This window comes from Marinospirillum sp. (assembly GCF_035271045.1).
Taxonomy (GTDB): Bacteria; Pseudomonadota; Gammaproteobacteria; order Pseudomonadales; family Halomonadaceae; genus Marinospirillum.
Genome location: NZ_DATESC010000006.1, coordinates 14651 through 30089 on the forward strand (window position 1 = coordinate 14651; position 15439 = coordinate 30089).

Sequence of the window (15439 nt, forward strand, 5' to 3'; positions counted from 1 at the left end):
TCTATAAATGAAGGGTGAATTGGATTGGTGAAAAAACATAATAAAAAGTATTATAGCCGATGCAAGCCGCCCTATACAGGCGCATACCTTTTAATGAACGGAGTTTATTCATGTCTGATAGCAATCCTCAGGTTCGCCTGACCACTAACTTTGGCGATATTCTACTTGAATTGAATGCTGAAAAAGCCCCTAAAACTGTTGCTAACTTTATTGGTTATGTAGAAAGCGGTCATTATGACGGCACTATTTTTCACCGTGTTATCAGTAATTTTATGGTGCAAGGTGGTGGTTTTGATGCTGACTTTAATCAAAAGCCTACCCAAGACCCTGTTGAAAACGAAGCCGACAATGGCCTAAGTAACGTAAACGGCAGTGTTGCTATGGCGCGTACTATGGATCCTCACTCTGCTAGCGCACAGTTTTTTATTAACGTAAAAGACAACGACTTTTTGAATCATTCAGGTAAAAACTCTCAAGGCTGGGGTTATGCTGTTTTTGGTAAAGTTGTTGAAGGCATGGATATTGTCGAAAAAATTAAAGGTGTTGCTACAGGTAATAAGCAAGGCCACCAAGATGTACCCGTTGAAAACGTAGTGATTGAAAAAGCAGTGGTTGTTGAGTAAGAACTGAATGCTACTGTTTGCTTCAGATATGCATTTGCAGGAAAATCGCCCGGAATTGACCCGGGCTTTTTTGCGCTTCTTAAAAACCACTGCGCCCCAATCTAAAGCCTTGTACCTGTTAGGTGATATTTTTAATGTTTGGGTGGGCGATGATGCGATGACTGATTTTCATAGAGACATTGCTAAAGCGCTTAAAGAGCTAACAACCAGTGGCACTGACGTTTTTATAATGCACGGTAATCGTGACTTTACGCTAGGCAACAACTTTTGTGAGCAATCGGGTTGCACGCTTTTAAAAGACCCCAGTGTTATCACACCTTTTGGCAAACCTATTTTGCTGATGCACGGTGACTTGCTTTGCACACAAGATGTGAGCTACCAAAGAATGCGGCGCGTTTTACACAACCCTTTTATTAAATACCTTTTGCTGCGACTCCCTTTAAAACTTCGGTTAAAAATTGCTAATAGAGCACGCAAAATTAGCAAATCATCAACCCGTAAAAAAGCCACCAGCATTGTTGATGTGACTCAGCAAGAAGTTTTACGCATCATGGAAAAACACCAAACCACCTGCCTAATTCATGGGCACACTCACCGACCCGCAGTGCATGATTTACAAGTAGAAATACAAGGTAAACCGTTGCCAGCTAAGCGTTATGTTTTAGGTGATTGGAGTGACCAAGAGGGCTGGAAAATCACCCTAACAGAAGAGGATATCCAGCTTAGCTCGTTTAATTTTAATAACTTTTAGTTTTTAACGATTCTTAAAATGCGGTGCTCGCTTTTCAACAAAAGCCTGCATCCCTTCACTGCGGTCTGCAAAAGCAAAACTGCTTTGAAAAGCATGGCGTTCAAAACGCATACCAGCGGCTAGTGTTGTTTCGTAGGCTTGATCCACCGCATCACGTATTAACAAGGTGACAGGGCGTGATTGAGCAGCGATGGCTTCCGCCGTTGCTAAGGCTTCGTTGAATAACTCGGCAACGGGTAAAATACGACTAACCAAACCACTGCGCTCAGCTTCGGCTGCATCCATCATACGGCCGGTTAAACACATCTCCATAGCTTTAGCTTTACCTATGGCGCGGGTTAGACGCTGTGTTCCGCCAGCACCTGGCATGGTTGCTAACTTAACTTCTGGCTGACCAAAACGAGCGGTATCACTGGCGAGAATAAAATCACAAGCCATAGCCAACTCACAACCACCGCCTAAAGCCATACCTGAAACAGCAGCTATCATAGGCTTACGTCTTGATTCCAAAACCTGCCAACCATCACCTTCTACATAAGGGAAGTTCATGGCAAACAGCTCTGGAAAATCTTTATTAGCCATTTCAGAAATATCAGCGCCAGCGGCAAACACTTTTTCGCTACCTTGAATTAATAAACAGCCAATTTCTGCATCTTGTTCAAAAGCACTGACGGCTTGACCTATTTCTGCAATTAATGCCATAGATAAAGCGTTATATACCTTAGGGCGATTCAGGGTAATAACACCCACCGCACCTTTTTTTTCAACTAAAATATTTTCATAAGCCATGGGTTAGTTCTCATTACTTTTGTTTGGGCTGGGTGGTACCGGCATCTACTTGAGGGCGATTAGGTTCGGCTTCAGTTAAAGGCTCACACTCTTCTAAAGTGGCTAGGCAGCGCCTTGTTAACCGCTGGTATTCGCCTGTACCTTCTTGTTTCCAAGCAATTTCTTCGGCACTTAATTTGCGGTGTACTTTGGCAGGCGAACCAATAATTAACGATTCGGGCTCACAGGTAAAACCTGCTTTAACAAAAGCAGTAGCCGCAACAATAGAGCGGGGCGCAATTTTTGCTCCATCCATTACTACAGCATTCATACCAACCAGTGAATCTTCACCCACAATGCAGCCATGTAAAATAGCACCGTGACCTATATGGCCGTCTTTTTCGACCACCGCATCTAGGCCAGGAAAAGCATGCATTACACAAGTATCTTGTACGTTAGCGCCTTCTTTAAGAATAATGCGCCCAAAATCACCGCGTAAACAGGCAGTTGGGCCAACATAACAATTAGGACCTATATGCACATCACCAATTAATACTGCTGTGGGGTGAACGTAGGCGGTAGGATGCACAACAGGTGCCACACCTTCAATTTTATAGCAGGGCATTTTTTATTTTCCTCGAAGATTTTGTTTAAGTTAGTCTGCATTACTAGCAGCAGACTAACTTAAGCTGTGCCTAAGTGTCAGGGTTAAAGCTGACGCTTAGGTCACAGTAAAGCAGGCATAGTAGACTAGCTGCTCTTTAAACGTGACGGCGGCTTTGTACTACAACAAAGCGGTTCACTAGGAAGGCAGTGTCAGTTAAGCAAGCGTTGGCTGCTGGGTTGCCACCGGTAGCGTGGAAGTCACTGAAAGCAGCAGATTGGTTAACAAACACGCCGCCATCTAGGTTGCAAGAAAGTGCAACTTTTACATCCATTGCTAGCTCTTCAGCTTGGTCTAAAACCGCATCAGAGGTTGAGTAAACGCCTAAGGTAATTGCGCCCTGCTCTTCAAGCACTGCTTTAGCTAAACGCATAGAATCTGCAGTGTCTTCGGTTGCAATTAGGAAAGAGATAGGACCAAAGCGTTCTTCTGAATAAGTCGCTTGGTCTTTACCTTCAACCTTCAAAATAAGCGGTGTATGAATGCGTGCATTTGGGTATTCAGCATGCACACGTGGCTCACTATCTAGCACGATTTCACCCAAGCCACGGCACTCATCAATACGCTTAGCGGTTGCTTCAGACTGAATAGCACCTAGCACCATGCAAGCACGGTCGTTATCACCTAAGAATTTGCTAGTGGCAGTCGCCAAGGCTTGTGCAAACTCATCAAAGCTTACTTTACCTTCGGGTGTATCAATACCACCTTTGGGAACATAAATAGCCTGAGTCGTAGTACACATTTGACCCGAGTAAAGGCTGAGTGTGAAAGCTAGGTTACGAGTAACGGCTTTTAAGTCGCTAACGCTGTCAACAATAATCGAGTTAACACCGGCTTTTTCGGTAAAGACTTTAGCGTGGAGTGCATTCTGCTCTAACCAGTTACCAAAAACGCTAGAACCTGTGTAGTCAATCACTTTCATTTTAGGGTTCATGGCTAAAATTTTAGCAACGGGTTCTTCTAGCGTATCAACCGCTAGGCTAACAATTTGTGGATCTAAGCCAGCTTCTTTTAATACTTCTTGGGCTACTTTTACAGTTAAAGCAGCAGGCAAAATAGCTGCGGGGTGCGGCTTAACTATGACCGGGTTACCGGTAACTAGGCTGGCAAACAAACCTGGGTAAGTATTCCAAGTTGGGAAGGTAGAACAACCAATAACCATAGCTACACCACGAGGTACGATGGTGAATTTTTTATCCATCACTAATGGATCCATCTTACCTTGTGGCTTGTTCCAGCGTGCAGAGGCAGGAACAGCATTCATTGCATCCCAACCATAAACTACGGCTTCTAAAGCACGGTCTTGCGCATGAGGTGCGCCTGCTTGGAAGGCCATCATAAAACCCTGACCACTGGTGTGCATGACCGCATGGCCCATTAAAGGACTCATAGCATTTAGGCGCTGGAGAATTTCCATACACACACCCACACGGCCTTTAGGGCCTACATCACGCCACTGAGGTATCAGTGCATGTAGGGTGTCAACTAGCTGATCCATATCGGGCTGGTCGTAGCTAGTGCCTAAGTCTAATCCATAGGGTGAACGCTCACCGGTAATTTTTTTAACGCTTGCAGGGCCAGCTAATTCAAAGTGCTGATCGCAAATGGCTTTAAAATCTTCAGGTGCTGATTTAACTGACTCTTCTGAATACTTTCTTAGGTTTTCAGAGTAGGGAGACCAGTATTCACGGGTATGAATGGCTTCTACGGCACGGGTTAATAATTCTTCATGACGTTCAAACAAAATCGCAGGCGTTACTGCTGACATAATAAGTCTCCTAAGAACTTAGTTTTTCTAAAAAACAGACATCCACACAGCGTGCCAACATAGCAACAACAATATAAAACAAGACGTGCTTTTTGTATCACATTCACTAAGTAAAGCAAAGCGATCAGCTTTATTTATGGCGCTTATTAGTAATAAAAACGACTAAAAACATCTAAAAGATAACTAAAAACTCAGTATTACCATTAAAAATCAATAACTTAAAATTACAATTATAAAAAACACTTTAAAGCGATACATAAAACAAGAATTAAGTTCTTGATCAGTGTCATTTTTTGGATATACTAATTTCAGCAATTCACTCATGCCAGCATGGCTACAACAAAACAAGACAAAACGTTGTAACTGCTACTTTCAAGTCATTTGATGACCGATACAACCTAAGCAGTAAACATATAATAAACAATTCATGGGTTGCTTATGCCTAATAACCTACTTATTCAGGGGCCAGACAAGGGTGTGCTATTGCTTACCCTTAACCGCCCTGAAGCTCTCAATGCTTTAAATACAGCCCTCTTGGGTGAGCTTGCTGCAGCACTTGACGCTGCTGAAGCTGATCCTGCTACACGTGCAGTTGTCATTACCGGTAGCGAGCGAGCCTTTGCTGCTGGTGCCGATATTAATGAAATGGCTGCTCGTGACTTGGTGGGAATTCTTGAAGACCCGCGCGTAGCTCACTGGCAACGTATTTCACGCTTTTCAAAACCTATTGTTGCCGCGATCAATGGCTTTGCTCTAGGCGGTGGCTGTGAGCTTGCCATGCACGCAGACATTCTTATTGCGGGTGAAAACGCTCGCTTTGGTCAACCAGAAATCAACCTTGGTATTATGCCCGGCGCTGGTGGAACACAGCGTTTAACCCGTGCTGTAGGTTCGGCTTTGGCCATGCATTTGGCCTTAACCGGTGAACAGATTTCTGCTCAGCGTGCTTTACAAGCCGGTTTAATTAGCGAAATTTGCCCCACTGAATTAACCGTTGAGCGGGCTATTAACATTGCTGAAACCATTGCCAGCAAAGCACCCCTTGCCGTGCGCTTAACTAAAGAAGCCATTCACAAAGCCAGTGATACAGACTTAGCAACCGGCCTTAGATTTGAACGCCACGCCTTTACTATCTTGGCAGGCACTGCTGACCGTGCTGAAGGCTTAAAAGCTTTCCAAGAAAAGCGCCAGCCTAAATTTACGGGTTGTTAGTTTTTTTAACACCATTCATCAAAGGATTTTTTTATGCCTCAGTCCAGTATTCTTCTTGAGATAGATCAGGGTGTTGCACTGCTAACCCTTAATCGTCCCGATAACCTGAATAGTTTTAATGCTGAAATGCACCAAGCAATGCGTGCCGCTTTAAGCCAAATTCGTAAAGATGCCAGTGTGCGTGCATTAGTTATTACCGGCTCTGGCCGTGGCTTTTGTGCCGGACAAGATTTAGGCGACCGCAATGTAGCGGCAAGCGATACAGCTCCCGATTTAGGTGAGTCGATTGAAAAACGCTACAACCCCATGCTACGCACTTTGCGCGACCTGCCACTACCGGTTATTTGTGCAGTCAATGGTGTAGCAGCTGGTGCAGGTGCCAACATAGCTTTGGCTTGTGATATTACACTTGCTGCCCGCTCTGCTAGTTTTATTCAAGCCTTCTGCAAAATTGGCCTTATTCCTGATTCTGGCGGTACTTGGACGCTACCTCGTTTAGCCGGTATGGCGCGTGCTAAAGGCATGGCTTTATTGGGTGACAAAATTTCTGCCGAACAAGCAGAAAGCTGGGGCATGATTTGGCGCTGTGTTGATAACGATCAGCTGATGGAAGAAGCCATGAAACTGGCTCGCCACTTAGCGACTCAGCCAACCAAAGGTTTAGCTTTAATTAAACGCGCAATGAATGCCAGCGCCAACAACACCTTTGATGAGCAGCTAGACCTTGAGCGTGACTTACAACGCTTGGCGGGTCGTACTGAAGATTACCGTGAAGGTGTGGCTGCTTTTATGGAAAAACGCCAACCCAGTTTCAAGGGGCACTAAGTGTTAAAGGACAAGAGTATGCAGGCTTTAAAACCTTCAGTAAAAATTGCAGTAATAGGTGCGGGTGCTATGGGTTCTGGTATCGCTCAGGTTGCTGCTCAAGCTGGACACAGTGTTTATTTGCAAGACCAACAAGCCGGTGCTGCTGAAAAAGGCAAAGCCGGTGTTGCTAAGGTTCTGCAAAAACGTGTTGATAGCGGCAAGATGCAGCAAACCGATTTAGATGCTTTGCTGGGCCGTATTCAACCAATAGATAATGTTGAAGAACTAGCCGATGCCGGTTTAGTGATTGAAGCCATTATTGAAAACCTAGACATTAAGCGCCAATTGTTTGCCAAGCTTGAAAGTGTTTGTGGCGAAAACGTTATTCTAGCTACTAATACTTCTTCTATTTCTGTGACTTCCTTAGGTGCCCAGCTAAAACGCCCAGAGCGCCTCTTGGGTATGCACTTTTTCAACCCTGCGCCTTTAATGGCTTTGGTTGAAGTTATTCTGGGTTTAGCGACTGACAAAAAGCTAGCTGAAGTGGTTCACGCTACCGCTGCTGCTTGGGGTAAAAAGCCAGTTTTTGCTACCTCCACCCCCGGCTTTATTGTTAACCGTGTGGCGCGTCCTTTCTATGCTGAAAGCTTACGCTTAATGCAAGAACAAGCCGCTGAACCTGCCACGCTCGATGCTTTATTGCGTGACGCTGGCAACTTCCGTATGGGTCCTTTTGAACTAATGGACTTAATTGGCCACGACGTTAATTACGCTGTCACTGAATCCGTTTTCTCTGCTTATTACGGCGATTTCCGTTTTCAGCCTTCGCTCATTCAAAAAGCTTTGGTTGAAGCTGGCCGCTTAGGTCGTAAAACTGGCCAAGGTTTTTATTCTTATGCTGAAGGTGCCGAGCGCCCCAGCCCAGTTGTTGCAACCACACAAACCTTCACTGAACAACCAGTGATTATTGAGGGTGAACTGGGCGCTGCTAGCGGTTTAGCGGAGCGCTTTAAGCAAGCTGGCTTGAATATTATTGAACGTGCCGGTGCGGGTGTTATTCGTTTTGGCGAAGCAACCCTAGCCTTAACCGATGGCCGCATGGCAAGCGAACGAGTGGTTAGTGATGGCTTGCAAGACCTAGTCGTTTTTGACCTAGCTAAAGACTACCAACAGGCTAGCCGCCTTGCGATAGCTGCTGCTAAACAAACTTCTGCTGCGGCAGTAAACGATGCCACTGCGCTTTTACAAAAAGCGGGGCTAGCCGTCAGCCTACTTAGCGATTCTCCAGGCCTAGTGGTGATGCGTACTTTAGCTATGCTGACTAACGAAGCTGCCGATGCCGTATTGCAAGGCGTTGCAAGTGCCGCCGATGTTGACCTAGCTATGTGTGCTGGTGTGAATTACCCACAAGGCCCGCTTAGCTGGAGCGATAGTCTTGGCCAAGGCGTTATTTGGCAGGTGCTTACTAACCTACAAGCTAGCTATGGCGAAGACCGTTACCGACCCTCGTTATTACTGCGCCGTAATGCCTTTAACGGACAAAGTTTTTCTGCTTAATACCTAACAATAAAAACACCTAACAATAAAAGAGAAGCGTTATGACAGATTTAACACCGCAACAACTGGCTGAAGCCTGTGCTGAAGCTATGTTTTCACGCGATCAGGCTAGCCAACAACTAGGCATGAAAATTGTCTCGGTTGCGCCCGGGCGTGCAGTGCTAACCATGACGGTAGATAGCCGCATGGTACAAGGCCACGGCGCTTGTCATGGTGGTTACCTTTTCACTCTTGCCGATTCTGCTTTTGCTTTTTCATGCAATACCTACGACAAAGCAACGGTGGGTTCTGGCTGCAACATTGAATACGTTTCTCCAGCTAAAGAAGGCGATTTATTAACCGCCACCGCTGAAGAACGTAGCCGTGGAAACCGTACTGGTATTTACGACATCACCATCACTAACCAAGCTGATCAGGTGGTTGCTTACTTCCGCGGTAAATCCTATCAAGTTCGCGGCAGTGTTCGCCGCCTAGAGGAATAACGATGAGTCAAACCAATTTATTACAAGATGCTTACATTATTGATGCAATAAGAACGCCAGTTGGTCGCTACGGTGGCGCTTTGTCTTCGGTCAGAGCCGATGACCTAGGCGCGGTTCCTATGAAAGCCCTAATGGAACGCCACCCAGACTTAGACTGGAGCAAAGTTGATGATGTGCTTTATGGTTGTGCTAACCAAGCCGGTGAAGACAACCGTGACGTAGCACGCATGTCAGCACTTTTAGCTGGCCTACCGATTGATGTACCTGGTGGCACTATTAACCGTCTGTGTGGCTCAGGTATGGATGCCGTGGGCACGGCAGCACGTGCCTTACGTACTGGTGAAGCTAAATTGCTAATTGCCGGTGGTGTAGAGTCTATGTCTCGTGCGCCCTTTGTTATGGGCAAAGCAGATTCAGCCTTCAGCCGCCAAGCAGAAATGTTTGATACCACCATTGGCTGGCGTTTTATTAACCCACTAATGAAAAAGCAGTATGGCGTTGATTCCATGCCTGAAACGGCTGAAAACGTGGCTGAGGATTTTAATATTTCTCGTGCCGACCAAGATGCCTTTGCACTACGCAGCCAAGAACGCACAGCCGCTGCCCAAGCCAATGGCCGTTTAGCACAAGAAATTACCCCAGTTTTAGTTCCACGCCGCAAGCAAGAAGCCTTGGTTGTTGATACCGATGAACACCCTCGCCTTACTACGCTAGAAGCACTGGCTAAACTACCGACACCTTTTAGAGAAGGCGGAAGCGTTACCCCAGGTAATGCTTCGGGTGTAAACGATGGTGCTTGTGCTTTGTTAATGGCCAGCTCTGAAGGCGTTAAGCAGTTTGGCTTAAAGCCTCGTGGCAAGGTTATTGCTATGGCAACAGCCGGTGTTGAACCTCGTATTATGGGGTTTGGACCAGCGCCTGCCACCCGTAAAGTGCTAGAAGTAGCCGGTTTAAAACTTGAAGATATGGATGTTATTGAATTAAACGAAGCCTTTGCTGCTCAAGCCCTAGCCGTTATGCGTGATTTAGGCCTGGCTGATGATGCGGCTCACGTTAACCCTAACGGTGGTGCCATTTCACTAGGCCACCCATTAGGTATGAGTGGTGCGCGTTTAGTTACTACTGCCCTACATGAATTAGAAAAACTTCACTCTGAAGGCAAATCTAGCCGCTATGCACTTTGCACCATGTGCATAGGTGTAGGCCAAGGTATCGCCATCATTATTGAGCGAGTTTAAGTTTTTTTAGTTAAATAAAAATAAAGATCCAACCGCTAGGTAGTTAATCGCTACCTAGCTACACAAAAAATTAGGAATAAAAAATGAGCCTACCCTTACAAAAACTCGGCACCCTAGACCCTCTTGAAACTGCCAGCGTTGATGAGCTACGTCATAGGCAGTTACAACGTCTACGCTGGAGCCTAAACCATGCTTACACCAACGTGCCTTTTTACCGTAAAGCTTTTACTGACAAGGGCATTCACCCTTTAGAAATTAACTGCTTAGAAGATTTAGGCAAGCTAAGCTTTACTACCAAAGCCGACCTACGCGACAACTACCCCTACGGCATGTTTGCTACGCCTATGCGTGATATTGTTCGTATTCACGCTTCAAGCGGTACCACGGGCAAGCCCACCGTCGTTGGTTATACGCAAAACGATATTAATACTTGGGCAGATGTCGTTGCTCGCTCTATTCGTGCTGCTGGTGGCCATGCTGGCGACAAGGTTCATGTTGCTTACGGCTACGGTTTGTTTACGGGTGGTTTAGGTGCTCACTACGGTGCTGAACGCTTAGGCTGTACGGTTATTCCTATGTCTGGCGGTCAAACGGAAAAGCAGGTTCAGCTGATTAATGATTTTGGTCCTGACATCATTATGGTGACACCTTCTTACATGCTAAACATTGCTGATGAATTTGATCGTCAAGGCATTGACCCACACAAGCTACCGCTGCGTATTGGTATCTTTGGTGCCGAGCCTTGGACAGACAGCATGCGTACCGAGCTAGAACAACGTCTTGGTATTCAAGCTCTAGATATCTATGGTCTTTCAGAAGTTATGGGGCCAGGCGTCGGTATGGAGTGTGCAGAAACTAAAGATGGTCCAACTATTTGGGAAGATCACTTCTACCCAGAAATTATTGACCCAGCAACCGGTGAAGTTTTACCTGATGGTGAATACGGCGAATTGGTGTTCACTTCTTTAACTAAAGAAGCCATGCCGATTATTCGCTACCGTACCCGCGATTTAACCCGCTTGTTACCCGGTACAGCACGCCCTATGCGCCGCATTGATAAAATTACTGGCCGTAGCGACGATATGTTGATTATTCGTGGCGTAAACGTCTTCCCAACGCAGATTGAAGAGCAAATTCTTAAAATTGCATCACTTGCGCCTCACTACGAGATAGTTGTGTATCGCGATGGCAATTTAGACTGCGTAGATATTCGTGTTGAGCTTAAGCCTGATGCTAATGCATCCGATGCTGAAACCTGTCAAAGAATTGCTAAAGAATTACAGCACCACATTAAATCTGTGATCGGTATTAGCACTCATGTAAAAGTCTGCAATGCCGGCCTTTTACCACGTTCTGAAGGCAAGGCAACACGCGTATTTGATAAGCGAAAATAAATTAAAAAAACCATTTTTTTAGCTGTCTTGACCCCACTTTTTTAGTGGGGTTTTTTTATTGAATTACATTAAATCAGCAAAATAAATGCGATACATAAAATTAATGCTTGATATTATTTTAGGTATCATATAAAAATACTGTTAGCTTCTCAGCCAGATCCTCTGGGTTGCATAACGTAACGGTAACCCAAGAATAATAAAGAACCTTAGGAGGCATAAGATGTACGCCCAACTCGTTGAAACTGGAGCAAAGCGCGTTAAGACATTAGAAGAAATGTCACCAGAAGAACGCGCCTTTCAAGAAAAAGTGGATGCTGAAATTAAAATCGAACCCAAAAATTGGATGCCCGATGCTTATCGCAAAACACTGGTGCGCCAAATTTCTCAGCACGCTCACTCTGAAATTGTTGGAATGCTGCCCGAAGGTAACTGGGTAACACGCGCACCAACACTAAAGCGTAAATTACAGCTAATGGCAAAAATTCAAGATGAAGCCGGTCACGGTCTTTACTTGTACAGCGCCATGGAAACTTTAGGTGCTAGCCGCGATGAAGAAATTGAAAAACTTCACCAAGGTAAAGCCAAGTATTCCAGTATTTTTAACTACCCAACGTTGAACTGGTCAGATATGGGTGCAGTTGGTTGGCTAGTCGATGGTGCAGCCATTGTTAACCAAGTTGTTCTACAGCGCACTTCATACGGCCCTTATTCACGCGCCATGGTGCGTATCTGTAAAGAAGAAAGCTTTCACCAGCGTCAGGGTTATCAAATCCTTCTCGATATGATGCGTGAAGGCACTGAAGAGCAAAAGGCAATGGTTCAAGATTCAATCAATCGCCTTTGGTGGCCTGCACTAATGATGTTTGGTCCTTCTGATGAACATTCACCTAACTCACAACAATCAATGGCTTGGAAAATTAAACGTAAGAGCAACGATGAGTTACGCCAAATGTTTATTGATCAAACCATTCCACAACTTGAGTTTTTAGGTTGTACAGCACCTGATCCAGACCTTAAATGGAATGAAGAAACAGGGCACTATGACTTTGGTGAAATTGATTGGAGTGAATTTTACGAAGTATTAAAGGGTAATGGCCCTTGTAACCGTGAGCGCATTGCAACACGTAAAAAAGCCATTAATGAAGGTACTTGGGTACGTCAAGCAGCTAAAGCCTATGCCGAGAAACAAAAACAAAAACAGCGCGACGCCGCTTAATTATTAGGAGAATAAAAATGTCTGAAGAATGGCCACTTTACGAAGTATTTGTACGCAGCAAGCACGGTTTAAACCATCGCCATGTGGGTAGCGTTCATGCCACTGATAAAAGCATGGCAATGGAAAATGCGCGTGAGCTTTATACACGTCGTAATGAAGGCGTAAGCATCTGGGTTGTTCCATCCAACAACATCACTGCTTCCTCTCCCGATGAGAAAGAGCCTTTATTCGACCCATCGCAAGACAAGGTTTATCGTCATGCTTCTTTCTACGAGCTGCCTGACGAAGTTGGTCAGATGTAAGGGGAAATCTATGACACAAGCATTAACGCAACAACAAACCTTGCACGAATACCTGTTAAGACTCGCAGATTCAAACTTAATCATCAGTCAGCGTCTTTGTGAGCTCTGCGGTAAAGCACCTGCAGTAGAAGAAGAAATGGCACTAATGAACGTTGCTTTGGACTTGGTTGGTCAAGCACGTAACTGGTATGAATACGCAGCCGATTTGGACGAAACTAAGCGTGATGCAGATACACTAGCGTTTCGTCGTGACGCACATGAATACCGTAACCTGCTTCTAACAGAGCAGCCTAACGGTGACTATGCAGAAACGATGGCGCGTCAATTCTACTTTGATGTATGGCATTACTTTACGCTGCAATCTTTAGTTAATGCACCCGATGAACGCATTGCTGGTATTGCTGCTAAAGCATTAAAAGAAGTGACCTATCACTTACGCCGTTCTTCAGCTTGGGTAAAACGCCTAGGTGATGGTACAGAAGAAAGCCATCAGCGTATGGAAGTAGCGGTTGAAAGCCTATGGCGTTTTACTGGTGAGCTGATTACACCTGACCAAATTGATACAGACTTAGCAGCACAAGGTTTAGCACCCAATCCAGAGCAGCTAGCAGAAGATTGGAAAGGCATGGTTAAAGAAGTGCTAACAGAAGCAACGCTAAGCTTGCAAGCCGATGATGCTTGGATGTACCTAGGCAGTAAAAAAGGTGTTCATACCGAGCATTTAGGTTTGATTTTAGCGGAAATGCAGTTCTTACAGAGAGCTTATCCGGATGCAAAAACCTGGTAAAACGCCTAAGCCGGCAGCAGCGCCACTTGAAAATCCTATGATTGCTAGTGATAAAGTTCCCGCTAATGCATCGGGTGAACGATTAAGCGAAGAACAAATTTGGCAATTACTGGAAGAAGTGAAAGACCCTGAAGTTCCGGCGGTAAGCGTGGTAGAACTAGGGGTTGTGCGTCAACTAAATTGGCAAGACCAGCAGTTGGTGGTTGATGTTACGCCCACCTACTCTGGTTGCCCAGCGACTGATTTAATTGAAGCGTTAATTGCAGAAGCACTGATGCAAGGCGGTATTCGTAATCCACAAATCAAACGAGTGTTAACGCCCGCTTGGACAACCGATTGGATTACCCCTGCTGGACGTGAAAAATTACGCCAGTTTGGTATCGCTCCACCACAAGGTAGTGCGAGTAAAATGACGCTGCTTGGGCATGATCAGCAAATTTCCTGCCCTCATTGTGGTAGCAAACACACTGAGCAAATCAGTGAGTTTGGTTCTACCGCTTGCAAGGCGCTTTATCGCTGCAGTAGCTGTTTAGAACCTTTTGATTACTTCAAGTGCATATAACAAAATCGAGATTCCTATGAGCCAATTTCATTCGCTAACAATTAAAGAAGTCAGGCTAGAAACACGTGACGCAGTCTCATTATCATTTGAACTGCCAGAAGCACTGAAAAATGCCTACAGCTTTACCCAAGGTCAGTATTTAACATTAAGAACAAAGATTGATGGTGAAGAAGTACGTCGTTCTTATTCAATCTGTACAGGCATTAACGATCAAGATTTACGCGTTGCTATAAAAAAAGTACCGGGCGGTGTGTTTTCAACCTTCGCCAATGAACAGCTTAAAGCAGGTCAGGTCATTGATGTAATGCCACCTCAAGGTAAGTTTTTTACGCAAATTGATCCACAACACGAAGGCAACTACCTTGCGATTGCAGCAGGTAGCGGGATTACGCCTGTTTTATCAATCATTAAAAGCACCTTAGAGACAGAACCTAAAAGTAAATTTACACTTTTTTATGGTAATTACTCGACTAGCTCTACCATGTTCAGAGAGCAGCTATCAGACCTTAAAAATCAATATATGCAGCGTTTAAATTTAGTATTTATTTTTAATCGTGAACAGCAAGACATTGAGCTTTACAACGGAATTATTGACAGTGAAAAATGTGATGCGTTGTTTGAACAATGGGTTAAACCTGCTGATTTAACTGCTGCATTTATTTGTGGCCCGCTGCAAATGACTGAAACCGTCAGTGAGTCATTACAACGTCATGGCATGGATAAATCAAAGGTTCATTACGAGCTCTTTACACCTGCTGGTGGTGCTTCTGTTTCACGTCAAGACAGACCAGAAACAAAGATAGACAACAAAGCTGTTAGTAGTATTACTGTTATTTCTGATGGTCGCTCTTTAGGTTTTGAACTGGTTCGTAATACTAAAAGTATTCTGGATGCAGGTAACGAGATAGGTGCAGACTTACCTTACTCCTGTAAAGCTGGTGTTTGCTCTACTTGCCGTGCCAAAGTTGTAGAAGGTGAAGTAGAAATGGATTCCAACTATGCGCTTGAGGATTATGAAGTCGCTGCTGGCTATGTTCTATCTTGTCAGTGCTACCCAGTGAGCGATAAAGTTGTGCTTGATTACGACCAATAATTAACTACATCTAACTTTTTCTTTTTACCTCGCCTAGTGCGAGGTTTTTTTACTTTAAAAGAGCATCAAAAATAAGGCATAAAAAAACCCCCAGCTTGATAAGCTGAGGGTTATTTTATAAGTGCCTGACGATGACCTACTTTCACATGGGGAGACCCCACACTATCATCGGCGCTAAGCGGTTTCACTTCTGAGTTCGGTAAGGGATCAGGTGG

At 44.9% G+C, this 15439-nt stretch carries 16 protein-coding genes and 1 rRNA gene; 13 read left to right on the plus strand and 4 right to left on the minus strand.

All coding sequences use genetic code 11. The features are described 5' to 3' along the window. Window positions 1-110 precede the first annotated feature (110 nt). Together VJY63_RS02595 and VJY63_RS02600 are read left to right on the plus strand one after the other, a co-directional pair. Window positions 111-623, plus strand: coding sequence for a peptidylprolyl isomerase (locus VJY63_RS02595; protein WP_324048178.1), 513 nt, complete (start codon window positions 111-113; stop codon window positions 621-623). 7 nt (window positions 624-630) lie between these two features. After that, window positions 631-1374: a UDP-2,3-diacylglucosamine diphosphatase gene (locus VJY63_RS02600; RefSeq protein ID WP_324048179.1), complete on the plus strand. Its 744-nt coding sequence runs from the start codon at window positions 631-633 to the stop codon at window positions 1372-1374. A gap of 3 nt (window positions 1375-1377) precedes the next feature. On the opposite strand, the gene VJY63_RS02605 is transcribed toward VJY63_RS02600, so the two are convergent. The 3 genes from VJY63_RS02605 to paaN all read right to left on the minus strand — a co-directional run bounded on the left by VJY63_RS02605 (window position 1378) and on the right by paaN (window position 4574). After that, on the minus strand, window positions 1378-2163 hold the full coding sequence (locus VJY63_RS02605) for an enoyl-CoA hydratase-related protein (RefSeq protein ID WP_324048180.1): 786 nt from the start codon (window positions 2161-2163) through the stop codon (window positions 1378-1380). Between the two features lie 13 nt (window positions 2164-2176). Then, a complete protein-coding gene (paaY, locus tag VJY63_RS02610; RefSeq protein WP_324048181.1) occupies window positions 2177-2767 on the minus strand; it encodes a phenylacetic acid degradation protein PaaY in 591 nt (196 codons plus the stop codon). A gap of 136 nt (window positions 2768-2903) precedes the next feature. Beyond that, complete coding sequence (gene paaN / locus VJY63_RS02615) at window positions 2904-4574, minus strand: phenylacetic acid degradation protein PaaN (protein ID WP_324048182.1); 1671 nt, start codon at window positions 4572-4574, stop codon at window positions 2904-2906. A gap of 438 nt (window positions 4575-5012) precedes the next feature. Here paaN and paaF point away from each other — a divergent pair, with 438 nt between their 5' ends. The 11 genes from paaF (at window position 5013) to paaE (ending at window position 15224) form a co-directional block, all read left to right on the plus strand. Beyond that, the gene (gene paaF / locus VJY63_RS02620; RefSeq protein ID WP_324048183.1) at window positions 5013-5786 is read left to right on the plus strand and encodes a 2,3-dehydroadipyl-CoA hydratase PaaF; all 774 of its coding nucleotides are present in this window, start codon (window positions 5013-5015) and stop codon (window positions 5784-5786) included. Between the two features lie 33 nt (window positions 5787-5819). Beyond that, the gene (gene paaG, locus VJY63_RS02625) at window positions 5820-6611 is read left to right on the plus strand and encodes a 2-(1,2-epoxy-1,2-dihydrophenyl)acetyl-CoA isomerase PaaG (protein WP_324048184.1); all 792 of its coding nucleotides are present in this window, start codon (window positions 5820-5822) and stop codon (window positions 6609-6611) included. Between the two features lie 18 nt (window positions 6612-6629). After that, complete coding sequence (gene paaH, locus VJY63_RS02630) at window positions 6630-8150, plus strand: 3-hydroxyacyl-CoA dehydrogenase PaaH (protein ID WP_324048185.1); 1521 nt, start codon at window positions 6630-6632, stop codon at window positions 8148-8150. Between the two features lie 41 nt (window positions 8151-8191). After that, on the plus strand, window positions 8192-8632 hold the full coding sequence (gene paaI, locus VJY63_RS02635; RefSeq protein ID WP_324048186.1) for a hydroxyphenylacetyl-CoA thioesterase PaaI: 441 nt from the start codon (window positions 8192-8194) through the stop codon (window positions 8630-8632). Between the two features lie 2 nt (window positions 8633-8634). Next, entirely contained in the window at window positions 8635-9870 is a 1236-nt protein-coding gene (pcaF, locus tag VJY63_RS02640) for a 3-oxoadipyl-CoA thiolase (RefSeq protein WP_324048187.1), read from the plus strand. An 83-nt stretch (window positions 9871-9953) separates the two neighbouring features. Continuing rightward, the gene (paaK, locus tag VJY63_RS02645; protein WP_324048188.1) at window positions 9954-11264 is read left to right on the plus strand and encodes a phenylacetate--CoA ligase PaaK; all 1311 of its coding nucleotides are present in this window, start codon (window positions 9954-9956) and stop codon (window positions 11262-11264) included. Between the two features lie 220 nt (window positions 11265-11484). After that, window positions 11485-12480: a 1,2-phenylacetyl-CoA epoxidase subunit PaaA gene (gene paaA, locus VJY63_RS02650; protein ID WP_324048189.1), complete on the plus strand. Its 996-nt coding sequence runs from the start codon at window positions 11485-11487 to the stop codon at window positions 12478-12480. A 17-nt stretch (window positions 12481-12497) separates the two neighbouring features. Continuing rightward, window positions 12498-12782: a 1,2-phenylacetyl-CoA epoxidase subunit PaaB gene (gene paaB, locus VJY63_RS02655; protein ID WP_324048190.1), complete on the plus strand. Its 285-nt coding sequence runs from the start codon at window positions 12498-12500 to the stop codon at window positions 12780-12782. Between the two features lie 10 nt (window positions 12783-12792). Further along, the gene (gene paaC, locus VJY63_RS02660; protein ID WP_324048191.1) at window positions 12793-13569 is read left to right on the plus strand and encodes a 1,2-phenylacetyl-CoA epoxidase subunit PaaC; all 777 of its coding nucleotides are present in this window, start codon (window positions 12793-12795) and stop codon (window positions 13567-13569) included. Then, a complete protein-coding gene (gene paaD, locus VJY63_RS02665; protein WP_414674803.1) occupies window positions 13553-14131 on the plus strand; it encodes a 1,2-phenylacetyl-CoA epoxidase subunit PaaD in 579 nt (192 codons plus the stop codon). The genes paaC and paaD overlap by 17 nt, the downstream gene beginning before the upstream one ends. Before the next feature lie 16 nt (window positions 14132-14147). After that, complete coding sequence (gene paaE / locus VJY63_RS02670; protein WP_324048192.1) at window positions 14148-15224, plus strand: 1,2-phenylacetyl-CoA epoxidase subunit PaaE; 1077 nt, start codon at window positions 14148-14150, stop codon at window positions 15222-15224. Between the two features lie 123 nt (window positions 15225-15347). Here paaE and rrf read toward each other — a convergent pair. Beyond that, window positions 15348-15439 (minus strand): 5S ribosomal RNA (rrf, locus tag VJY63_RS02675); the annotation flags it as partial.